Genomic DNA, 23,190 nt, shown 5'->3' on the forward strand with positions numbered 1-23,190 from the left:
TCTAAAAAGCTGTTACATTTGTAGCAGCTTTTTAAAATTCAACAATTTCATTAAACATAAATATCATACAATCTATCTTTTTATCAGTATGAAAATGTCCACAATACCATTTCTTATAATCTAATCTTAATTCCAATTTATCTAAAAAAAATTCTGTACTATAATCTACTTTTAAAGGATTAATACTTTTCATAAACACTTCTCGCGGAAGATATTTATAAGGACAAGTATGAGAAAGTACAACATCTATTTGTGGATTCTTTTCTACATACATTAAAAGTTTATCTTTTATTTCTTCACTAGGTTGTTCACTTGAATACCAATTATATCCCATTTGTAGACGATAGTTTTTATCAACACTATAAGCTCCACCAATAACTAAAACACTTTGTTCATTAAATTGATACACTTCGCCATCTTTCGCAAATAATATATGAGGATATTCTTCTTCATAATATACAAGACCACCATGAAATATTTTTGTTTTATAGCCTTCTATATTTTCAGGACGTTCTTCATGATTACCATGAATACAAAAGAAAGTCATAGGATATTGTAAAAGACTATTTTTTAAATAAATATCTTGTTCATTGGCGTAATAGTTAATACCTGCATCTCCTAAAACAATCATAAGATCATCTCTTGTTGTTTTATTTTTATAACAAAATGCATAAACTTCACTAAAATCTCCATGCTTATCACCTGTTATATAAATCATAATTTCTCCTATTGATATTGTTTTAATGTCTTTTCAATTCTTTCTTTCATATTTTCTTTTAATGAATAGGGTTTAATAACTGTAATTTTATCTTGTAACATCATTAACCATCCTATTAATCCTTCATTAATTAAAACATCTTTTACTATTAAATGATAACGATTTTCATAATCCTTTGTCACACGATTATCTTGTCCAAACTTATCTACCACTTCTTTAATAATCGATTGATCAAAACTAATCTCTAAATCTTCTTTTTCTCCGGAAATATACATATTAATTGGATTATCAATTTGTTCTACATCAAATTGTTCTCCTTCAAAATATTTACTTTTATGATTTCTTACAAGTCTCATACGATCCAATCGATAAAGAGATAAACTATCTGGTCTTTTATCAAAATAACCAATCACATAATATTTAGAATTATTTTGAATGAGTTTATACGGAGAAATAATATAAAATTCTTTATTATCTTGATGATTACCATGGATATTTGATATTTCTACCAACCTATTTCTTTTTATTTCATAATTAACATACTTAAAATAAATATTTTTCTTTTCATTAATAGCTTTAATAATGGTTGTCATATTTAATAGCAAATCATAATTTCTTATATCATTTTGTCTAATTGTTTGATTTTGAATACGAGATAATTGTTTATTTGAACTTAATGTTTGTAATTTTGTAAGTAGTATATTTACTTCTTTTTGATCTAAATCATTATTATAAAGAATACTATCCCATAAATATTGTATTTGTCCATCATTAAAGAATTCTTCATTTATTGTATAGCCTTTACGATGTTTAGTCTTAATGATTTCTTTTTGATAAATATACTTCGATAATTCATTAATATTTTTTATAGCTTGATAAACCGTTTTAACATCAACTTTGATTCGATATTTTTCTTCAAGTTGCCCTTTTATTTCAATAGCAGGTATATAATCTAATGATTCTTTGATAATAAGATATGTGTAATAGAGTCTGTCCATAGTTTTCTCCTATCTTGCATAATTAAGTGAATATGTCTTGTCTTTATGATACAACATTTCATAACGATATGGTGAATAATTATAAAGAGATTTTTCAAAGCGTTTAAAGGCTTCATCAAGTGTTACAAATGGTAAATGAAAATAAGCTTGTTTATATTGTTTTTCTAATAAAAGAATAAGACTTGCTTGATAATGCATTTGTTCATCACTCATCATTTTATAATGTGTCATACCTAAAATGACTTGATTGAGTTGATTCATTTTAAATGTAAGCAAATGCCTTACTAGACAATAAATTTCTATATTAAAATCACTATGATCTAAAATATAATAAAATAAATTATATTTATATTCGACTAATGGTTTAAAATGTTGATTGATTAATAAATTCATCATGACTAAATGATATTCCATTTCATTATAAGATAAGCAACAATCAATATATCTTTTAATATTTGAAAAAAGCCATAATTGAATATCTTTTCTTTTATTTAATTTTCTTTTTAATTGAAAAACATCAATACACGTATTCATTAAATCATAAATATCTTGTTGATAAATTCCGGTACTATGAATTAATAAATATGTTTTTACCTCCATAATTGATACATCTGTCATTTGTTCATAACTTTTAACTACCATTAAAATCATCCCCTTTTCTTTATCTATATTATAGGGAGATGATGATTTTTATGATTAATTTGTATCTGTTTTAAAACCAAAAAAAAGGAGTTAAATAACTCCCTTATTTTCTAAGAATTTTCTAATTTTCTTTGTTGCTGCTTTAAGTTCTTCTAAACTATAAGCATAAGAAACACGAATATATCCTTCTCCTGCTTCACCAAAAGCACTTCCTGGCACACAGGCTACTAACTGATCATTTAATAATTCTTCACAGAATTGTTCTGATGTAAGCCCTGTTGATTTAATACATGGGAAAACATAGAAAGCACCTTGTGGTGTAAATGTTTTAAGTCCCATTTCATTAAATGTTTTGACTAAGAAGTTTCTTCTTGCAAGATAAGCTTGTCGCATTTTTTCAATTTCTTCATCACAATGTCTCATCGCTTCAATGGCTCCATATTGAGCACAAGTTGGAGCTGACATAATGACATATTGATGAATTTTTTTCATCATTTTAACTAGATATTCATTCGCAAGAACATAACCTAAACGCCATCCTGTCATCGCATAAGCTTTAGAAAAACCACTGACAAGAATAACTTGATCTTTGATTTCATCAAAAGATGCAATTGAACAGAATTTATGTTCATAAGAAAGTTCTGCATAGATTTCATCAGTTATGATCATAATTCCTGATTCTTTAAAGATAGGCACCAATTTTTCATAGTCTTCTTTTGTCATAAATCCACCTGTTGGATTACTTGGATAGTTTAAAAGAATGGCCTTTGTTTTTTCATTGATAGCTTCTTTTAAAAGTTCAGGTGTTAATTTAAATTCATTTTCTTCTGTTAAAGTAATGTTTCTTACCACTCCACCAGCAAGTGCAACACCCGGTGTATAAGCAACATAACTTGGTTGTAATAAAATGACTTCATCACCTGGATTAATAATTGTTCTAAAGGCTAAATCGATTCCTTCAGATCCCCCAACAGTGACAATACATTGTTCTGGTTTATAATCTAAATTAAATCTTCTTTTTTGATATTTACAAATTTCTTTTCTTAATTCTAATAATCCTTGATTTGCTGTATAGAATGTTTTTCCTTTTTCAATTGAATAGATTGCAGCTTCTCTAATTGTCCAAGGGGTTGCAAAATCAGGTTCACCTACCCCTAAAGAAATAACACCTTCCATTTGATTAGCTAAATCAAAAAATTTACGAATTCCACTAGGTGGAATATCTTTTACAACAGGATTAACAATTTTTTCAAAATCCATTATGGAGTTACCAATAATCTTTCTGCTGCATCTTTATTATCATCCTCAACAAGTTTACCCATGTTTTTATATTGTTTTAAAACATACATTGTGGCTGTTCTTTCAATACCTTCAATAACCGCTAAACGACTATTAACAAATTTAGCAACCTCAACCATTGTTTTTCCTTTAACAATTAATAAAAATTCATAATTACCCGCTAATAAATACATTGTATCTACTTCTGGGAAATTATAGATTTTTTTCGCAATACGATCGTATCCATAATCTCTTTCAGGTTTCGCATTAACTTGAATTACAGCTGTACACACATCGTGATTTGTTTTATCCCAATTGATCAAAGTATGATAACCATAGATTGTTTTATTTTTTTCTAAATCTTTAATTGTCTTATCAACATTTTCTTTTGTTTCGTTTAAGGCGGCCGCAAGATCAACGACTTCCATTTTCGCGTTGTTTTCAATTAATGATAAAAGTAAATTTTCATCCATATCCTCTTCCTCCTTATTATGACTCTAATTATATACTAATTTAGAGGTAAGGTAAATTGAATTTTTATTAGAAATAAGAGGAGTTGTTGCTTGTCTAGATAAGTAAAGTGTTCTATAATAAATATGAGGTGAAATTATGATTATACAAAGTAAAAAAGTCTGGATTGCGGATCAATTCACGCCAGCACAATTAGAATTAGAAGATGGAATTATTAAAGAAATATATCCTTACAATGAAAAAGAAGTTACGAAAGATTATGGAGATTTAAGAATTCTTCCTGGCTTTATTGATATTCATTGCCATGGAGCTTATGGTTTTGATACAAATGATGCTGATCCTGAAGGATTAAGAAAATGGGCAAAAGGAATCGTTGATGAAGGAGTTACTTCTTTCCTTGCAACAACTCTTACTCAAAGTGAAGAAGTTCTTACAAATGCGGTAAGTAATGTCGCAAAAGTTGTGGAAGAAGGTTATGAAGGTGCTGAAATCTTAGGAATTCATTTTGAAGGTCCTTATTTAAATAAAGCACATAAAGGTGCTCAACCTGAAGAATACTGTGTTAAACCTGATATTGAACAATTTAAAAGATATCAAAAAGCTGCTCATGGTTTAATTAAATATATTACTATGGCTGTTGAAAATGATGAAGATTACGCTCTTACAAAATATTGTAGTCAAAATAATGTGGTCGTAAGTATTGGACATTCAAATGCAACTTATGAACAAGCTGTTCAAGCATACGCTCATGGAGCAAGAAGTATGACTCATGTTTATAATGCAATGACACCATTTACGCATCGTGCAAATGGTCTTGTTGGTGGTGCTTTACGTATTAGAAATATGTATGGAGAAATTATTTGTGATGGAAATCATTCTACTCTTGCCGCTTTAAATAATTTCTTTACTTCAAAAGGTCCTGATTATAGTATTATGATTACTGATTCATTAATGTGTAAAGGATTCCCTGTAGGTACTAAATTTGATTTTGGTGGGCAAGAAGTTGTCATTTATCCAGATGGTAGTGCACACTTAGTAGAAGCTGGTAACTTAGCAGGATCTACTTTAAATGTAAACAAAGGATTAAAAATCTTAATTGAAGATGCATTAGTTCCTGTTAATTACGCGATCAATGCATGTACATCAAACCCAGCAAGATGTTTACATGTTGCTGATCGTAAAGGAACAATTGGCGTTGGTTATGATGCTGATCTTGTTGTTTTAGATAGAGATTATGAAGTTGTACAAACTTATTGTAAAGGCGTTGGGCAAAAATAAGATTTTGAGATGCTTCATGCATCTCTTTTTTTTTCTTATATAGAAAGCTTTTTATAGTCATTTTATGGTACAATTGTTTCAAAAGGAGGCGATTTTGTGTATCGTTTTTATGTATCAAGTTACGCTAAAGGAAAAGAAAAAGGTCTTTATGTATGTACTTTAGATGAAACTAAAAATGAACTTCATTTAAATAAACATATTCCTACCGAAGATTTTCCTTCTTATGTTATTAAAAAAGATGATTATCTTTATGTATCTTTAAAAGATGCACGTGTTGGTGAAGGAGGAGGTGTCGCAAGTTATCATATTGAAGAAGATGATTTAAAACAACTTTCTTTTTATAATTCCCATGGTCGTTCTTATACTCATTTATGTTTAAGTCCTGATCAAAAATATTTATTTACAGCCAATTATCACGTTGGAGCAACAGCTGCTTTCCCATTAAAGGATCATAAAATTGGAGATAAACTTTCAGTTGTTCACCATCATGGTTCAGGAATTGATTTACTTAAAAGACAAACAAGTCCTCATGCTCATTATGTAGGAATTACTCCTGATCATAAATATCTTTATAGTGTTGACCTAGGTGCTGATAAAATTGTTATGTATGAATTTATTAATGAAAAATTACAAGAAACATCATTAAGTCAATCTGTGATTCCTGGTAGTGGGCCTCGTCATATGATTTTTTCTCATGATGGTAAATATTGTTATCTCGTCAATGAAATTAGTAACAGTATTATGGTTTATCAATATCATGATGGACACTTTACTTTGATTCAAGTTATTCATTGTGTACCTCGTCATTTTCATGGCTTTTCAAGTGCTGCTGCTATTCATATGACATCAAGTGGTAAACATATTATTGTTTCCAATCGTGGACATGATAGTATTGTCCTTTATCGCGTTAATCAAGAAACAGGAAAAATCACTTTACTTTATATGGTGCATACAGGAAAAGGACCTCGTGATTTTAATATTATTGATGATCGTTATATTGTTGTTGCAAGTCAAGAAGAAGATTGTTTAGAGCTTTATACATTTGATGAAGAAAAAGAAGAAATTAAGCCTACAGGAAATACTTTAGATATTATTCAACCTGTTTGTGTAGCTTTATAAAAGGAGAAAGATTATGAAATACGAAATTGTTGGAGATACTCTCCCTGTTGTTATTTGTCACTTAAATAAAGGTGAAAAAATGATTAGTGATAGTGGTGCTATGGCTTGGATGGATCCATGTATGAAAATGGAAACAAACGGTGGTGGTGCTGGTAAAATCATCGGTAGAATGTTTTCTGGTGAAACTTTATTTAGAAATAGTTATACGGCAAATGAAGATGGTTTGATTGCCTTTGCCTCAAGTTTCCCTGGAAAAATTGTCGCTATTGATGTAGATTCTGGAAAAGAAGTCATCATTCAAAAATCTGCTTTTCTAGCTAGTGAAGAAAATGTAGAAACATCGGTTTTCTTTAATAAGAAATTTTCTTCTGGTATATTTGGTGGTGAAGGTTTTATTTTAACAAAGGTTTCAGGACATGGAACATGTTTTATTGAAATTGATGGAAGTACCGTAGAATATAATTTACTACCAGGTCAACAAATGGTTATTGATACCGGTTATCTTGCAATGATGGATGCTACTTGTAAAATGGATATCCAATCAGTTCCTGGTTTAAAAAATAAATTTTTAGGAGGAGAGGGATTATTTAATACCGTGGTTACTGGTCCTGGTAAAATTGTGGTTCAAACAATGCCTATTTCAGCAGTAGCAAATTCACTTGCAAAATTTTTCCCTCAAGGTAAATAATGAAGAAATTGTTTTGTTTTGATATTGATGGTACTTTAAGAACAACCACAGATCATCAAATACCAGAAAGTACCATCAAAGCCTTAAATTTATTAAGAGAAAAAGGTCATCTTTTATTAGTATCTACAGGTAGAAGTGTTGACTCTTTAAAGAATACTCACATTTATGATACTTTTGCCTTTGATGGGTATGTATGCAATAGTGGACAAGCTTTATTAGATAAAAATTTAAAACTTATTCACAAAGAAAGTTTATCTACAACTGTTGTTTTAAAAGCTTTAGACGCTTCTAAAAAACACAACATTCCTTTAGCTCTTAAATGTACACCAAGAATTATTAATATGGAACCCAATGAAGATGTCATTCGTTCATGTAATTATTTCAATAATCCAATTCCCCCTGTTGGTAGCTATACCAATCAAGAAGTAGGTGCCATGATTGCTTATGGTCCTTTAGATTATGACTATCAAGAATTTAAAGATATTGAAGAACTTGATGTGATGGTAGGAGAAAGTAGTTATGCTGATATTACTATTAAAGGAATTTCTAAAGCAACTGGCATTGCTTATTTTATGAAGTTATGGAATATGAAAAGTTATGTAGCTTTTGGGGATTCTTTAAATGATGTTGAAATGTTTAAACATGCTTCTTTTTCGATTTGTATGGGACAAGGAAATAATGAGTTAAAGAAATTAAGTGATTTTGTGACAACTTCTATTGATGAAGATGGTATTTATTATGCATGTAAAGAATTAGGCTATATCTAAAATAGCCTTTTTTATTTCGTCTAAGTTCTTACCTATTAAAAGTAAATCAAAGAGTTCTTCATATTGTTTGGTTGATAGATTTTCTAAAAAAATTGAATCTACATCAGGGAAGCGAATAAGGAAAAGTTTGAGAGCATTTCTTCTTGCAATCAGTTTTTTTGTTTTTCAAAAGAAGTATTTTCTTGATTCATAAAAAAACTCCTTCTTTCATTATAGAAAAATATATTTTTTTATAAATGGACAGATAGTCCAAAATACTCCTTAAAATTATGCCCAAAATAAAAATGGTCTTTCGACCATTTTTTAATTATCTTAATTTTGTAATATCAATTAACGATGGCACACCATGTTTACGTTTTTCAAGTGAATCAATAAGTGCTTTTGCTGTATCAAGTGAAGTATAAATTGGAATACCAGCTTCTACAGCAAAACGTCTAATTAAGAAGCCATCTTTTAAGTTATCATTTCTTGTTGGAATATCGATTACTAAATCAACTGTATCCGTAAACATTAAATCAAAGATTGTATTTGTTTTTTCACAAATACGATTGACAAAATGTACAGGTACATCATGTTCTTTTAAGAATTTATATGTTCCTTCTGTTGCATATAAATCATAACCAAACATATAATATTGTTTAGCGATTGGTAAGAATTCTTCTTTAGAAGAATCTTTAATTGTACAAATGATATTCTTTCTCTTAGGTAATTGAATACCTGTTCCCATGAATGCCTTATAAATAGCTTCATCTAAGTTTTTAGAAATACCTAAAACTTCTCCTGTTGATTTCATTTCAGGTCCTAAAGAAATTTCTGCACCTTTGATTTTTTCAAATGAGAACACTGGCATCTTAACTGCAATTGTTTCTTTTTCCGGAACAATTCCATAAGAATATCCTTGTTCTTCAATTGTATGTCCCATAATAGCTTTTGTTGCAATGGCAACAATTGGGATATCTGTAACTTTTGAAATATAAGGAATTGTTCTTGAAGATCTTGGGTTAACTTCAATAACATAAACTTGATCTTCATAAACAATGAATTGAATATTGATTAATCCGACAACATGTAATGCTTTAGCAAGACGTTTTGTATAATCAACGATCACATCTTTAATTTCTTGTTTGATTTTTTGTGGTGGGTAAACAGAAATACTATCTCCCGAGTGAACTCCCGCACGTTCAACGTGTTCCATAATACCTGGAATTAAGATACCATGTCCATCACAAACTGCATCAACTTCAACTTCTTTACCAGATAAGTATTTATCAATTAAAATTGGATGTTCTTGGTATTGTCTATTAATGATTTTCATGAACTTTTTAATATCACCATCATTTAAGGCAATTTCCATACCAGCACCACCTAATACATAAGATGGTCTTACTAAAACTGGATATCCTAATTTATTAGCAACTTCAATTGCTTCTTCTGCAGTAAAGACTGTTGAACCTCTTGGACGATCAATATGACATTTTTCAAGAATTTCATCAAATCTTTCTCTATCTTCTGCAGCATCTACATCATCAGCATCTGTTCCTAAGATTTTAACACCCATATCTGTAAGTGCTTTGGTAAGTTTGATCGCTGTTTGTCCCCCAAATTGAACGATTGCTCCATCAGGTTTTTCAATGTCTACAATACTTTCTACATCTTCAGCAGTAAGTGGTTCAAAGTATAAACGATCAGCAATATCAAAGTCTGTTGATACTGTTTCAGGGTTGTTATTAACAATAATTGTATCGTATCCTGCTGCTTTTAAGGCCCATACACAATGTACCGAACAGTAATCAAATTCAATACCTTGACCAATACGAATTGGTCCTGATCCTAAAACCATGATTTTTTTCTTTTCTCTTTGTGGTTCTACTTCGTTCACTCCACCTTGAATTGAATAGTAATAAGGTGTTTGTGCATCAAATTCTGCCGCACATGTATCAACAACTTTATAAGCTGCAACAATATTATTATCTTTACGCATTTGATGAATTTCTTGTTCTGTTTTTCCAGTTAATTCAGCAATGACTCTATCTGGGAATTGTAATCTTTTTGCTTGTTTTAATAAATCAACTGTTAATTCTTCTGTTTTAATTCTTTCTTCCATTTCTACTAAATGTTTTATTTTATCAATGAACCAAACATCAATTTTAGTAATTTCATGGATTTCTTGTTCAGTAATTCCTTTTCTTAATGATTCAGCAACTGCAAAGATACGTTGATCATCAACATCTTTTAATTTTTGTTTTAATTCATCATGTGTTAATTTTGTAAAGGCATCTAAGCGTAAGTAGAAAACATTTTGTTCAAGAGAACGTAAAGCTTTCATTAAAGCTCCTTCAAAGTTATTACAGATTGACATAACTTCTCCAGTTGCTTTCATTTGTGTTCCTAATTTTCTTGAAGCATCAACGAATTTATCAAATGGCCATTTAGGAATTTTACATACCACATAGTCTAATGTTGGTTCATAAGAAGCATATGTTTTACCTGTAACGGCATTTTTGATTTCATCTAAAGTATATCCTAAAGCAATTTTAGCTGCTAATTTAGCGATTGGATAACCTGTTGCTTTAGAAGCTAAAGCTGATGAACGAGAAACACGAGGGTTTACTTCGATAACACAGTATTCAAAACTATTTGGATTTAAAGCGTATTGTACGTTACATCCACCTTCAATATTTAAAGCTGTAATAATATTTAAAGCTGATGAACGTAACATTTGATATTCTTTATCTGATAAAGTTTGGCTTGGTGCCACAACAATACTATCTCCTGTATGAACACCAACAGGATCTAAGTTTTCCATGTTACATACAGTAATGCAGTTTCCTGCACTATCTCTCATTACTTCATATTCGATTTCTTTCCATCCAGCAATACATCTTTCAATTAAACATTGACTTACTCTTGATAGACGTAAACCATTTGAACAAATATCATGAAGTTCTTTTTCATTATTTGCGATACCTCCACCAGTACCACCTAATGTATAAGCAGGTCTTACAACAACTGGATAACCAATTTTTTCTGCAAATTCTAAAGCATCATTAACATGGTTAACAACGATGGATGCAGCACATGGTTCGTTAATTCTTTCCATTAAGTTTTTAAATTCTAAACGATCTTCTGCAAGTTTGATTGTATCTGTATTTGTCCCAATTGTACGAACATTGTGTTCTTCTAAGAATCCTTCATCCGCTAAAGCCATAGCGATGTTTAATGCATTTTGTCCACCTAATGTTGGTAAAATGCTATCTGGTTTTTCTTCCATGATTAATTTTTTAACAACAGGAACTGTTAATGGTTCGATATAAACTTTATCTGCGATATCACCATCTGTCATGATTGTTGCTGGGTTGGAGTTAATTAAAACAACTTCTACCCCTTCTTCTCTTAAAGCTCTACAAGCTTGAGTTCCAGCATAATCAAATTCTGCTGCTTGACCAATGATGATAGGCCCTGAACCGATAACTAATACTTTTTTTATACTTAAATCTCTTGCCATCTTATTTTACCTCCATCATTTTTTCAAATTCATCAAATAAAGCATCTGTATCTAATGGACCAGCACATGCTTCTGGGTGAAATTGAACTGTTTTAATATTTTTACCCATATATTCAACACCTTCGATTGTTTGGTCATTTACATTAATAAACCAAGGTTTTGCAATATTACGATCAATAGAATCATCACAAATTACATAGTTATGATTTTGTGTAGAAATATAAACACGACCTGTATTTAAATCTTTAACAGGATGATTTGCACCATGGTGTCCATATTTTAATTTTTCAGTTTTAAATCCATGAGCTAAAGCCATCAATTGATGTCCTAAACAGATTGCAAAGATTGGCAAACCACTTTCAGATAGTTTTTTAACTTCTTTAATGATTTCAACATTTTCGCTTGGATCTCCAGGACCATTTGATAACATCACTCCATCATAGTTTCCTTCAATGATTGTACTTGCAGGAGTAGATGCTGGATAAACTGTGACTTCTATATTTCTATTTGCTAATGATTTAGCAATATTTTTCTTAGCACCAAAGTCTAATAAAGCAACTTTTCGATCTCCTGTTCCTACTTTATATGGTTTGTCACATGTTGTTTTTTCAACGACACCAGTTACTTTAAAGTTATGTATTTTTTCCATCACTTCACTTAAATCATCATATTTTGTTGTTGTAATCATTCCGTTCATACAACCTTTATTTCTAATGATTTTAGTTAAATGTCTTGTATCGATTCCTTGAATACAAGGAATGTCATGTTCAATTAAATAATCTTTTAAATCAATATTTTTTCTAAAATTACTTCCAAGTCTAGCAAGTTCATTCACTACAAATCCTTCAACATAAGGTTTTGTAGATTCTTGATCTTCTAAACATACTCCATAGTTTCCAATTAATGGATATGTCATAACAACTGATTGTCCTGCATAGGAAGGATCCGTTAATACTTCTACATATCCTGTCATTGAAGTATTAAATACAAATTCACTGACAACTTCTTTGTTAGCCCCTACGCTTTCACCTTCAAATACATTTCCATCTTCTAAGATTAAATAGGCTTTCATATATTTTCCTCCTTTTTTTGTTATAAAAAAACATATCAATTAAAAATGATATGTTAGAAACAATGAGAATATAAAAATGAGGTACTCGTATTCAATTGTAAGCAATCATATTTGACACTTTGTTGTAACATAGCCCTCATCTCCTTTTGTTCTTGAATAGTATAGTAGATTTGATAACATTTTTCAACACTAATTTATAATTTTTTATTATTCTGTAATTTTATTTTATTAACAATTTTTTAGTATAAGAAAAAAGAAATTTTACTCTCTTTCTATGATTGAAAATACTTTTCAATATCCTTTCTTTCATCCTCTGATAATATTAAAATATCCCTCGCTCTTTGATATGAACAATTTAATTCATTTATAACACTTCTAACATGTTCAATATTTTTTTTACGTTCCATTTGTTTACCCTGTTTGATTCCTTGAGTAATTCCTTCATTCCTTGCTTCTAATGCAATACTTTCACCTAAATCACACATATCTTTAACCTCACTTTCTATTTTCTTTGTATCAAATCCATACTCTTCTATAATTCCTGTTTTCCCTTATAATCTAATACATTATTTAAAAAGACCATTAATGGTGTCAATAATGCATCACATTCTTCATACTTTTTATTTAAGTCATGTTCTTTGTTTAAGTATACCACAAGAATAACTACTTCTCTAAAATTCTTCCAATCCTTTATAAATAAAAGGCAGATCTTATTGACCTGCCTATAATAAAATTTCACTTTACTTGTTATTTCTCTTTATGACCCACAACAATATAATTCCTACTAATAAACTAATTGCGAATCCAATTGCCATCAATTGATAATTAAAATATGAATATGTTGATTGATCAATAATCTTTGTAACAGGATTCATACTTGCTATTAGCCAACTGAATACACATCCTATGAGTACAACAAATACTGGAACTTTTTTCATAGTAATCACCCCTCACTTGTTTTTAACATATTTCCTTCATTGTTTATTTTCATTAAAATGATAAATGTAACACATGGTACAAAAAGAATAATTAAATTCACAATCATCAAAACACTAAACGCTCTTTCTATAATTATACTTGCCAATGTATGGTATTGTAAGTAGAAAATACCCATTACTGAAACTTGCGCTAAAACAATAGATAGTAAACAATAGTTAATCCTTTCTTTTAAAATAAGTTTTAAACATTGTTTTTTATTGAACCCATTGACAAGCAACAATGCGTATTGATAACGCCTTGTGACAACATCAAATATTCCTATAATAAAACATGAAAGTACAAAGAGTATAAATATGATCTTTGAAAAATTGTAAATCATTTCAAAGCCAAATGATGTTGTTTGATTTAGAATCGTAGAAGATACTGGATTATAAACTTTAATTTGTTGATCGTGTTTTTTTATAAAATCTGTGACTGCCTGTATATTCTTATAAGAATTTATTTTTAAGATATAGACATTTGATTGATACGTGGCATCAGGTATACATTGATTGATGATTTTTTGATAGAGATTTTGTGAAATATAAATGATATTTTCAGTTGATTTCGTATAGCGATTACCAATATCCTTATCAGCAGTATCTGCATTTGAAAGTTCAAAAGGAATTTCAACAAATTCAAATTCATTGTTTTTTAGCACCTGCATTGTTCCAGTCAAATGAATATGACCTTTTATTTTTTGATAAAGTGAATAAGAAATATAAATCTTGTCTGTATTTATTTTTTGTTTATCAATTGAAAATACATGGTTGCTGTTTTTTTTGACTGTTTTCATTTTCTTATAATAGGGTTGTATGACCACTGTTTCTTTAAAAGATGAATCATTGACCGTCATATGAGCCACATTCCATTCAAAAAAGGGAGAAATATTTTGAATCATATGATTTTGTGATAAATCTTGTACAAGTGTTCTAGAAACTGGCGTTCCAGCCATATCATAAGCATTTCCACCATCCTTATAAGAAATCCTTAATTCATTATCGATTGCTTTATTTATCATTCTTTCTGTTTCTTTTTGATAATAGGCTTGAAAACACATCATATAGGCCATAATGATCATCAAAAAGGAAATGATGATATTTCTTTTATAATGGATTTTATTTGATTTTTGTGCATGTAAATAATAATTAAGTGGAAATGTTTGAATTGTTTTTCTTGCAATTAAATTCTTATTTTCTTTGATGATATTTTTCTTTAATAGAATTTGTTGATTTTCAATATGATAGTGTTTATCTGCAATCTCTAACATCTCTAAATCATGAGAAGCAATAACAACTGTCTTATGATATTTATAGCATAAATCATAAATGATTTTTCTCATACGTCTTCTGTTTTCATCATCTAAATACGCTGTTGGTTCATCCAAAAAAATGATTTCAGGTTCTTTCATCATACAGCATAAAATCAAAAGCCTTTGTTTTTGCCCTCCTGATAAAACTTTTACTTCTCCATTTAAATCAATATTTAAATCAAGTTCATCTAACAAATTCATCATTTTATCTTTCTTAAATTCAACCTGACCAAGTTGACTAAAGAATTCAATATTTTGAATGACTGATAGATCATTAAAAAGTCGACAGTCTTGAAAAACAAATGCGATTTTTCTTCTAAATGATTCCTCATCTAAATCAGACATTTTTTCATTTTCATAAATATATTCCTTATTTGCATAATCTGTAAGTCGTGCAAGTTCAAATAATAGAGTCGATTTACCCGAACCACTCTCTCCTGTAATCAATGTAATTTTCCCTGAATCAATTTTAATTTCTTGATCAGTAAATAAATCTTTATCCCTAAAGGATAAATTAATATGTTTCATTTCAATCATTGTTTCACCTTCTTAACAAAATACTTACTGTAGAATAAATACAAGATGTAAATAATGATAGAAACAGCTATTTGAATACTAAAGAAAAGTAATAAACTGATGATTAAACTTTGATCATTGACTGCAAAAAACCCCATCTTTCTTGCGATAAAAAAGCCCGGTATACCTAATGCAAGTGACAATAATAATTGAACAAAGCCATTTTCATTAATCAATGAATGAACATTCTTATCATTTAGTCCATAAAGTTTTAATAGTTTTACTTCATTTTTACGATCATCAAGTGCATTGATTTGTACCATTGCATAAAGTACAATGGCGACAAGAACCACCATAACCATGTAGATATATCTTCCTTTTCTTTCTTCTTTATAGATATCTGTCATATCAATAACTGAATTATATTGATCATAGGTTGCAAGATTTTTAGAAATCTTTGTTATTTCTTTCTCTACTATTTTTAAATTATTTATACGATCTACTTCTATAACATAATTCTTACTATGATAAGGTGTAATTGTTGCATTTAATTCTTTAGCGTCTAATAAACTATCTGGTGTCTGATTATTGTATTGATTCAATAAACTATAAAATGATTTTTCTGGCATTAAAATAGTATATCCTGCACTCAAAAATTCATTATAGTAATCATCGACAGAAATGATATGATCTACTTCTAAATCAAGTTTTACTTTTTTAGTAAGGACTTGCGACATCTCTGCCTTTAGCCCTGATTCATTCATTTCTCCTTGATAACTGTATTGTTGGACAGGTATATAGACCTCTACAGAAATCTTAAAATTCTTTTCATCCTTATCTATTCCTAGCTTATTAGCCAATGACTGACTGATAGCGTTTCCTTTAAGCTTTTTACCATTTGTTTTGATATTTTGAAAAGAATAATAAGGCGCCACAAGTGGACTGCCATCTTGTAAATAATCAAAATTTACCTTGTTTCCTTGAAAGTAAACACTCGTCGTTGATACATTTTGTATCTGATTGATCGTATCAAAAACATCAAAAGGATAAACACCTTTAACATGCTTGATTGCTTTCATTTGTGCGAGTTCATCATCACTAATATCAAGATTATTTATCTGATCCCCTATAAAATAACCATCATTTCCAAAAAAAGCATCATTCATTTTTCCTGTATAGACTTCTGCTTTATTAGCTCTTTCTATACCGTTTGCAAGCTGATTTTCCTGTAAAATACTGTCACTTATATTGGTAGAAATAGAAACTGTCATAATAAATCCCAGTAACATTACCAATATGAATTGAAACCATTGTCTTTGATTTTTATAGAAAAAATATTTTTTGATTCTTTGATGTTTTGTATTTTCTATTTTTAAATTCTTCTGAACTTCTTTTATTCCCTGATGACAGTAAAGTTGCTTATTTTCTATTTCATAAACGATATCTAAATGTTCTATAAGGAAATCATCATGTGTCGTAATAATAATATATTTATTGTCTTTCTTTAGTTTTTGTAACAGGTTTAAAATAATTTCTTTATTTTCTTGATCTAAAGATGCAGTTGGTTCATCAATGATAATGATTGATGCATCTTTATACATCGCCAATGCTATTAAAAATCTTTTTCTTTGTCCTATGGATAAAGAAGAAGGAAAGTAGGATAGATCTATATTATCTAATCTTACTAAATGAAGCATTTCTAACATTTTATCTTGGTCAAACCCTTGATTCTTTAATTGACTTATAAATTCAAAATGTTCACGTATTTTCATATTTTCAAAGAATGTACCAAATTGATCAATATAGCTGACATAATTCAATAAATAATCTTCTTTGTTTTTATCAGTAATTACTTGTTCATCAATAGAAAGTGTTTGATTACTGTATTGATAGATTAACGCTTTTAAGAATGTTGTTTTTCCACATCCACTTTTTCCTATGATACCTGTTATTTTCCCTGGACATGTTTTAAAGTTGGCATTCTTAAATATTATTTGGTTATCAAATTTGATGTCTAAATGCTTCATTTCAATCATAGTATTTCGCCTCTTTCTTTATATTATTTAAAATTTAATTGTTGAATATTTTGTTTGTTCTGCATTTCCAAGTCTTCCAATAACTTTTATTTGTGCGGTTTTTCCAGAATCTAAATTTTTTATACTTTGCGTTCCACCTGTCACTAAATATTTAGTCGAAACGGTACTTTTTGCTTTAGAATTTGTACAAGTTGCTTTATGCTCATTTATACAAATAATTAACCCTGATGTGTCTTTAGTTGTATAAACAACAACATTTCTTGTTTGTGTCGCTGCACTTACGCATCCTAAAGAAAACATAAAAACAAATGCTAAACTTAAAATTGATGTAATGACTTTTTTGTTTTTCATAATAACTTTCCTCCGTTCTACTATGATTATTTCCTTCTGATTACATTGTAACAAGCTTTAAAAAAATGATAATGCTTTTAGGACGTTTGACCATTTTATGAGGATAATTGACATAAAAAATACCTGTTATCTGCTAACAGGTATTAATAGTGAAATGTTTATATTTTGATTTTCATGAATAATTTTTATACTTCCCTGATATTTTTTTAGAATTAATTTTAATGTATCGTATTTCATACGATCAATATTTTCAATTCCCTGACTAATAAATATTGCAATTTCAAATACACATTCATCTTGAATAGCTTTTATTTCTAACTCATTATTTTGAATACAATTCATTGCTATATCAAAAAGATAACTAATGATAATATTTAAATGTTCATCATTAATAAAAGAAATATCTTGAATTGAAATAATCATTGTTGGCGTAATATGTTCTAGTTTTAATTGTTCTAATTTCATGTTTACAAATGCATCAAATAATTTATTTCCTGAAGTAATTATCATTTCTTCTTGATCAAGAGATGCTACCTTTTGATCAATCATTTGATTTACTGTTTCAAATTCTTTCCTTTTAACATATTCTTTCATTTGTAAATATTCATATTTTAAATCATGTTTTAATTTATTTAATTCATTATTTTTCTTTTCAATAAATGCATAATTTTGTTGATCGTTCTTAAAATAATTTACAGCTTGATTGAGTAACTGTTGTTCATGATAAAGTTTTGTATATCTAAAAAATAGATAATAAGAAAAAATGATTGTTAGTACTAAAGTTATTAGAATAATTAGATTTCGATTTACGCCCAACACATCTAAAAAATCATAATAAAGGATGTGATATACACATAACGTGCTTATCGAAATAAGCATTAATAATCCCCAATACATATTTTGATTATCTATAGGATAAAAATGTTTTATATATATCATCAAAGCAATAATAATCATGAAAACAATAAATGAAATAGCTTCATAAAATGGTAATAAAAGCACTATATCTTTTATAACCAATGAAAATGAAAGATAAAATAAAATTTCCGTTATATTCCTATCTAGGAAATAAAAAAGAAAAAAACATATAACTTCTAAAAACAAAACATCTTGTAACAATAAGGTTGATGCAATAGCGTTTATTAAACTATTTGATAACAGACAAACAATTAAATATTTCTTAAAAAATTCTTTTGGAACATCCAAAAGATAAATCAGCGCAATTTCAATACAACAAAAATATAAAAAAGTAATCATTGTAAGTATCTCCTATATGCATGATATTTTTCTACAATATCTTTTGATTGTCTAGAAACATTGAATGTTTGTTTATTAGAAAGTGTCACACTTTGACTATTGATTTTCGTTACATATTTAAAATTAATAATTGTATAAGAATTTATTTTATAAAAAGCAATATTCTTACATAATGTTTCTGCACATCTTTTTAAAGTTATATACTGTTGGTACTCATGATCTATTGTAAAAAAAGTACAAATATTTCTATGAGATTGAATATAACAAATATCTACATAACGGATATATTGATTATTTTTTTCATCCACCAAATATTGTTTATTACTTTCTGCTTCATCTTTTTCTATTTTAGTAAGTAATCTTTTAAAATCATCTTCATAAAATGCTTTCCTTATAAAAAAATAAAGATGCATATCAAAGCAATCATAAACAAGTGCTTCATTATTAGAAATAAATATAATTTTTGTTGTTTTATTGTTTACTTTTTTTGCTAAAGAAATTCCATCATCTTGCGCTAAAATAATATCAATAAATAAAAAATCATAATTTTCTATATCAATTGTTTGAAAATCATCATTATAAATATCTATATCATTTTCACAAAAATAATTACTATTTTCTATTTGTTTTTTTAATATATTACTAAATACAAGATCATCATCAATAATTCCTATTTTCATAAATACTTACTCCTTTTTTTAATTATATAAAAATGTATACGTGATTAATAGTAAATATTTCGTTTATAAAAAAATTGTTAGGAAATCAGATAATTTCCTAACAATCATGTATCTTAGTCTTTAATAGCTTTATGATATTCTTGAAGCGATTTTACTTCATGTGTTCCATGAATTTCAGCTTCTAAGATACCTTCTACAGCTGCATTTGCAGCAGCAATATTTGTCATATATGGAATTTTCATTTTAATAGCTGTTTTTCTAATATAACTATCATCATGTGCAGATTCTTTACCATGTGGCGTATTGATCACTATATCAAGTTCACCATTTGTAAGAGCATCTGCAATATTTGGACGACCTTCTTTGATCTTTTTAATTTTGATAGCTGGAATATTATTGCTATTGATTAATTCAAATGTTTTACCTGTAGCCACAATTTCAAATCCTGCATCATAATATTTTCTAGCAAGAGCAACAACATCTTTTTTATCTCTATCAGAGACAGAAATTAAAACACGACCAGATGTTGGTAATTTTGTTTGAGTAGCTTCTTCAGCTTTAAAGATAGCAGCTCCATAAGAATTAGCTAAACCTAATACTTCTCCTGTTGATCTCATTTCAGGCCCTAGAATTGGATCAACTTCAGGGAACATATTGAATGGGAAAACAGCTTGTTTTACACCAATATGAGGAATCTTTCTATCTTTTAAATCTTTAACAGGTGATGGTCTACCTGTAAGTTCACGCGTAACGATATCTGTTGCAAGTTTTACCATGTTGATGTTACATACCTTAGATACTAAAGGTACTGTTCTTGAAGCACGTGGATTTGCTTCTAAAACATAAACTTTATCATCAGCAATGGCATATTGCATATTCATTAAACCACGTACATTCATTTCTCTAGCAATTTTCTTAGTATATTCTTTTATTGTTTGTACATGTCTTACTGGAATATGTTTAGATGGTAAAATACATGCTGAGTCCCCTGAGTGAATACCAGCAAGTTCAATATGTTCCATAACAGCAGGCACAAAAACATTTTCTCCATCAGAAATAGCATCTGCTTCACATTCCATCGCATCATTTAAGAAACGGTCAATTAAGATGGGACGATCAGGTGTTACCCCAACAGCAGCAGCCATGTATTGTTTTAATGATTCATCATCATAAACAACTTCCATTCCTCTACCACCTAATACATAAGATGGTCTTACCATTAATGGATAACCAATTCTTTGAGCAATTTCTAAAGCATCATCAACTGTAACTGCCATTCCTGATTCTGGCATTGGAATTTCTAGTTTTTCCATCATTTCATTAAATAAATCTCGATCTTCAGCCATATCAATAGTTTCAGGTGTTGTTCCTAAAATATTTACACCATTTTCTTTTAATTGACTTGCAAGATTTAATGGTGTTTGTCCACCAAATTGAGCAATAACTCCTAGTGGTTTTTCTTTTTCATGAATACTTAAAACATCTTCTAATGTTAATGGTTCAAAATAAAGTTTATCAGATGTATCATAATCTGTTGAAACTGTTTCTGGGTTACAGTTTACAATAATTGTTTCAAATCCTAATTTCTTTAAGGCAAGAGAAGCATGAACACAGCAATAATCAAATTCAATACCTTGACCAATTCTGTTAGGTCCTCCACCTAAGATCATGATTTTCTTATTATTTGAAACTTCATCTTGATCTTTTCCATTATATGTAGAGTAATAATAAGAACTATCTTTTGTACTTGATACATGAACAGGTTCCCATACTTGATGCATACCCATTGCAAGTCTTTGATTTCTAATTTCTTTTTCTTCAACATCTAATAACTTAGAAATATATTTATCAGCAAATCCATCTTTCTTTGCTTGTTTTAAAACGTCATCTGGTAATTGATTTCCTTTATAAGAAGCAATTTTTTCTTCTTCTTCAACGAGTTCTTTCATTTGTTCAATGAAATAATGTTTAATTTTTGTAAGTTCAAATAATTCATCAACAGTAGCTCCTTTTCTTAAAGCTTCATACATAATGAATTGTCTTTCACTTGTTGGATTCACTAATAATTTTAATAATTCTTCTTTACTTAAATCATTAAAGTTTTTAGCATAACCTAAACCATAACGTCCAATTTCTAAAGAACGAATTGCTTTTTGGAAAGCTTCTTTATAAGTTTTACCAATACTCATAACTTCCCCAACAGCTTTCATTTGTGTACCAAGTTTATCTTCTGCTCCTTTGAATTTTTCAAAAGCCCAACGTGCAAACTTAATAACAACATAATCCCCATCAGGATAATATTTATCTAACGTTCCATATTTACCACATGGAATTTCATCTAATGTAAGTCCAGCAGCTAACATTGCTGAAACTAAGGCAATAGGGAAACCTGTCGCTTTAGAAGCTAAAGCAGATGAACGTGATGTTCTTGGATTGATTTCAATAACAACAATACGATCTGTTACTGGATCATGAGCAAATTGAACATTTGTACCGCCAATAACTCCAATTGATTCAACAATACGATAAGCTTGTTCTTGTAAACGATCTTGTACTTCTTTAGAAATAGTAAGCATTGGTGCACTACAGAAAGAATCTCCAGTATGTACTCCTAATGGATCAATATTTTCAATAAAACAAATTGTAATCATGTTATTTTTAGCATCTCTTACAACTTCTAATTCTAATTCTTCCCATCCTAAAATAGATTCTTCAATTAAGCATTGGTGTACTAAACTTGCTTGCAAACCTCTATTTACAACTATTTTTAATTCATCAACATTGTAAACAAGTCCTCCACCTGCTCCACCCATTGTATAGGCAGGTCTTACAACTACTGGATATCCTAATTTATCAGCAATAGCTAAAGCTTCATCAACCGTATTTGCAATTTCACTTCTTGCCATTTCAATACCAAGTTCATTCATGGCTTTTTTGAATTCTAAACGGTCTTCTCCACGTTCAATAGCATCTACTTTTACCCCTAATACTTGAACGTCATATTTGTCTAAAACTCCGGCATTACTTAATTCAGAACATAGATTTAAAGCTGATTGTCCACCTAAGTTAGGAAGTAAAGCATCTGGTCTTTCTTTTTCAATGATTTGTGTTAATCTTTCTACATTCAATGGTTCAATATATGTCACATCTGCAGTTTCTGGATCTGTCATAATTGTAGCTGGGTTAGAATTGACTAAAACAATTTTATACCCTAATCCTCTTAATGCTTTACAAGCTTGTGTACCTGAATAATCAAATTCACATGCTTGACCAATAATAATTGGTCCTGAACCAATGACTAATACTGTGTTAATATCTTCTCTTTTTGGCATCTTTAATCCTCCTTTTGATTGTAAAAAAAACATATCTTAGAAAAGATATGTTTCAAATTAAAAAATAAAAAGCGAAAAAGGGCCCATGTCTTTATATTGAATTGTCATAAGTAGATCTTTTTTCATAATGGCCTCCTATAAGCAATTTCGCTCTATCCATAGAAAGATTATATAAGATAATGATTGGGAATT

20 protein-coding genes are annotated in these 23,190 nt (G+C 29.0%); 4 read left to right on the forward strand and 16 right to left on the reverse strand.

Annotated elements, in window-relative coordinates:
* Nucleotides 1–31: 31 nt before the first annotated feature.
* The 5 genes from C7U54_RS06580 to C7U54_RS06600 form a co-directional block, all read right to left on the reverse strand.
* The gene (locus C7U54_RS06580; RefSeq protein WP_193448610.1) at nt 32–718 is read right to left on the reverse strand and encodes a metallophosphoesterase; all 687 of its coding nucleotides are present in this window, start codon (nt 716–718) and stop codon (nt 32–34) included.
* A gap of 8 nt (nt 719–726) precedes the next feature.
* Nucleotides 727–1,716, reverse strand: coding sequence for a helix-turn-helix transcriptional regulator (locus tag C7U54_RS06585; protein WP_107029733.1), 990 nt, complete (start codon nt 1,714–1,716; stop codon nt 727–729).
* Between the two features lie 9 nt (nt 1,717–1,725).
* Complete coding sequence (locus C7U54_RS06590) at nt 1,726–2,358, reverse strand: hypothetical protein (RefSeq protein ID WP_107029734.1); 633 nt, start codon at nt 2,356–2,358, stop codon at nt 1,726–1,728.
* 90 nt (nt 2,359–2,448) lie between these two features.
* A complete protein-coding gene (locus C7U54_RS06595) occupies nt 2,449–3,618 on the reverse strand; it encodes an aminotransferase class I/II-fold pyridoxal phosphate-dependent enzyme (protein WP_048924762.1) in 1,170 nt (389 codons plus the stop codon).
* Nucleotides 3,618–4,109: an Lrp/AsnC family transcriptional regulator gene (locus tag C7U54_RS06600; RefSeq protein ID WP_107029735.1), complete on the reverse strand. Its 492-nt coding sequence runs from the start codon at nt 4,107–4,109 to the stop codon at nt 3,618–3,620. The genes C7U54_RS06595 and C7U54_RS06600 overlap by 1 nt, the downstream gene beginning before the upstream one ends.
* A gap of 136 nt (nt 4,110–4,245) precedes the next feature.
* Between C7U54_RS06600 and nagA the strand changes: the two genes are divergently transcribed.
* From nagA to C7U54_RS06620, 4 genes are all read left to right on the forward strand, one after another.
* Nucleotides 4,246–5,385 carry an N-acetylglucosamine-6-phosphate deacetylase gene (gene nagA, locus C7U54_RS06605; protein WP_107029736.1) on the forward strand — a complete coding sequence of 380 codons (1,140 nt, stop codon included), beginning with the start codon at nt 4,246–4,248 and terminating at the stop codon, nt 5,383–5,385.
* A 96-nt stretch (nt 5,386–5,481) separates the two neighbouring features.
* Nucleotides 5,482–6,504 (forward strand): lactonase family protein, encoded by a 1,023-nt coding sequence (locus tag C7U54_RS06610; protein WP_107029737.1) that lies wholly within the window; start codon nt 5,482–5,484, stop codon nt 6,502–6,504.
* A 13-nt stretch (nt 6,505–6,517) separates the two neighbouring features.
* Nucleotides 6,518–7,192 carry an AIM24 family protein gene (locus C7U54_RS06615; RefSeq protein WP_107029738.1) on the forward strand — a complete coding sequence of 225 codons (675 nt, stop codon included), beginning with the start codon at nt 6,518–6,520 and terminating at the stop codon, nt 7,190–7,192.
* Nucleotides 7,192–7,959, forward strand: coding sequence for an HAD family hydrolase (locus C7U54_RS06620; RefSeq protein ID WP_107029739.1), 768 nt, complete (start codon nt 7,192–7,194; stop codon nt 7,957–7,959). Before C7U54_RS06615 ends, C7U54_RS06620 begins: the two co-directional genes overlap by 1 nt.
* Nucleotides 7,960–8,266: 307 nt before the next feature.
* Here C7U54_RS06620 and carB (C7U54_RS06625) read toward each other — a convergent pair whose 3' ends face one another.
* From carB (C7U54_RS06625) to carB (C7U54_RS06675), 11 genes are all read right to left on the reverse strand, one after another.
* Nucleotides 8,267–11,464, reverse strand: coding sequence for a carbamoyl-phosphate synthase large subunit (gene carB / locus C7U54_RS06625; RefSeq protein ID WP_107029740.1), 3,198 nt, complete (start codon nt 11,462–11,464; stop codon nt 8,267–8,269).
* 1 nt (nt 11,465) lies between these two features.
* On the reverse strand, nt 11,466–12,536 hold the full coding sequence (locus C7U54_RS06630) for a carbamoyl phosphate synthase small subunit (RefSeq protein WP_107029741.1): 1,071 nt from the start codon (nt 12,534–12,536) through the stop codon (nt 11,466–11,468).
* Nucleotides 12,537–12,808: 272 nt separating this feature from the next.
* Nucleotides 12,809–13,021 (reverse strand): hypothetical protein, encoded by a 213-nt coding sequence (locus C7U54_RS06635; RefSeq protein ID WP_107029742.1) that lies wholly within the window; start codon nt 13,019–13,021, stop codon nt 12,809–12,811.
* Between the two features lie 47 nt (nt 13,022–13,068).
* Complete coding sequence (locus C7U54_RS06640; RefSeq protein WP_107029743.1) at nt 13,069–13,275, reverse strand: hypothetical protein; 207 nt, start codon at nt 13,273–13,275, stop codon at nt 13,069–13,071.
* A 1-nt stretch (nt 13,276) separates the two neighbouring features.
* The gene (locus tag C7U54_RS06645; RefSeq protein WP_048924770.1) at nt 13,277–13,474 is read right to left on the reverse strand and encodes a hypothetical protein; all 198 of its coding nucleotides are present in this window, start codon (nt 13,472–13,474) and stop codon (nt 13,277–13,279) included.
* Between the two features lie 5 nt (nt 13,475–13,479).
* Nucleotides 13,480–15,363: an ATP-binding cassette domain-containing protein gene (locus C7U54_RS06650; protein WP_107029744.1), complete on the reverse strand. Its 1,884-nt coding sequence runs from the start codon at nt 15,361–15,363 to the stop codon at nt 13,480–13,482.
* Complete coding sequence (locus C7U54_RS06655; RefSeq protein ID WP_107029745.1) at nt 15,360–17,378, reverse strand: ATP-binding cassette domain-containing protein; 2,019 nt, start codon at nt 17,376–17,378, stop codon at nt 15,360–15,362. Before C7U54_RS06655 ends, C7U54_RS06650 begins: the two co-directional genes overlap by 4 nt.
* A gap of 27 nt (nt 17,379–17,405) precedes the next feature.
* A complete protein-coding gene (locus C7U54_RS06660; protein WP_107029746.1) occupies nt 17,406–17,729 on the reverse strand; it encodes a hypothetical protein in 324 nt (107 codons plus the stop codon).
* Between the two features lie 126 nt (nt 17,730–17,855).
* Entirely contained in the window at nt 17,856–18,986 is a 1,131-nt protein-coding gene (locus tag C7U54_RS06665) for a hypothetical protein (protein WP_107029747.1), read from the reverse strand.
* Nucleotides 18,983–19,666, reverse strand: a complete 684-nt coding sequence (locus tag C7U54_RS06670) for a LytR/AlgR family response regulator transcription factor (RefSeq protein ID WP_107029748.1) — start codon at nt 19,664–19,666, stop codon at nt 18,983–18,985. The genes C7U54_RS06665 and C7U54_RS06670 overlap by 4 nt, the downstream gene beginning before the upstream one ends.
* A 113-nt stretch (nt 19,667–19,779) precedes the next feature.
* Nucleotides 19,780–22,998, reverse strand: coding sequence for a carbamoyl-phosphate synthase large subunit (gene carB / locus C7U54_RS06675; protein ID WP_107029749.1), 3,219 nt, complete (start codon nt 22,996–22,998; stop codon nt 19,780–19,782).
* Nucleotides 22,999–23,190 lie beyond the last annotated feature (192 nt).

The sequence above is a fragment of the Faecalibacillus intestinalis genome (assembly GCF_003024685.1).
GTDB classification, from domain to species: domain Bacteria; phylum Bacillota_I; class Bacilli_A; order Erysipelotrichales; family Coprobacillaceae; genus Faecalibacillus; species Faecalibacillus intestinalis.

Bases quoted from the DNA above. Each gene is read 5' to 3' on its own strand.
- C7U54_RS06580 (WP_193448610.1), bottom strand. From the start codon at position 718: ATGATTTATATAACAGGTGATAAGCATGGAGATTTTAGTGAAGTTTAT.
- C7U54_RS06585 (WP_107029733.1), bottom strand. From the start codon at position 1,716: ATGGACAGACTCTATTACACATATCTTATTATCAAAGAATCATTAGAT.
- C7U54_RS06590 (WP_107029734.1), bottom strand. From the start codon at position 2,358: ATGGTAGTTAAAAGTTATGAACAAATGACAGATGTATCAATTATGGAG.
- C7U54_RS06595 (WP_048924762.1), bottom strand. From the start codon at position 3,618: ATGGATTTTGAAAAAATTGTTAATCCTGTTGTAAAAGATATTCCACCT.
- C7U54_RS06600 (WP_107029735.1), bottom strand. From the start codon at position 4,109: ATGGATGAAAATTTACTTTTATCATTAATTGAAAACAACGCGAAAATG.
- nagA (WP_107029736.1), top strand. From the start codon at position 4,246: ATGATTATACAAAGTAAAAAAGTCTGGATTGCGGATCAATTCACGCCA.
- C7U54_RS06615 (WP_107029738.1), top strand. From the start codon at position 6,518: ATGAAATACGAAATTGTTGGAGATACTCTCCCTGTTGTTATTTGTCAC.
- C7U54_RS06620 (WP_107029739.1), top strand. From the start codon at position 7,192: ATGAAGAAATTGTTTTGTTTTGATATTGATGGTACTTTAAGAACAACC.
- carB (WP_107029740.1), bottom strand. From the start codon at position 11,464: ATGGCAAGAGATTTAAGTATAAAAAAAGTATTAGTTATCGGTTCAGGG.
- C7U54_RS06630 (WP_107029741.1), bottom strand. From the start codon at position 12,536: ATGAAAGCCTATTTAATCTTAGAAGATGGAAATGTATTTGAAGGTGAA.
- C7U54_RS06635 (WP_107029742.1), bottom strand. From the start codon at position 13,021: ATGTGTGATTTAGGTGAAAGTATTGCATTAGAAGCAAGGAATGAAGGA.
- C7U54_RS06645 (WP_048924770.1), bottom strand. From the start codon at position 13,474: ATGAAAAAAGTTCCAGTATTTGTTGTACTCATAGGATGTGTATTCAGT.
- C7U54_RS06650 (WP_107029744.1), bottom strand. From the start codon at position 15,363: ATGATTGAAATGAAACATATTAATTTATCCTTTAGGGATAAAGATTTA.
- C7U54_RS06655 (WP_107029745.1), bottom strand. From the start codon at position 17,378: ATGATTGAAATGAAGCATTTAGACATCAAATTTGATAACCAAATAATA.
- C7U54_RS06660 (WP_107029746.1), bottom strand. From the start codon at position 17,729: ATGAAAAACAAAAAAGTCATTACATCAATTTTAAGTTTAGCATTTGTT.
- C7U54_RS06665 (WP_107029747.1), bottom strand. From the start codon at position 18,986: ATGATTACTTTTTTATATTTTTGTTGTATTGAAATTGCGCTGATTTAT.
- C7U54_RS06670 (WP_107029748.1), bottom strand. From the start codon at position 19,666: ATGAAAATAGGAATTATTGATGATGATCTTGTATTTAGTAATATATTA.
- carB (WP_107029749.1), bottom strand. From the start codon at position 22,998: ATGCCAAAAAGAGAAGATATTAACACAGTATTAGTCATTGGTTCAGGA.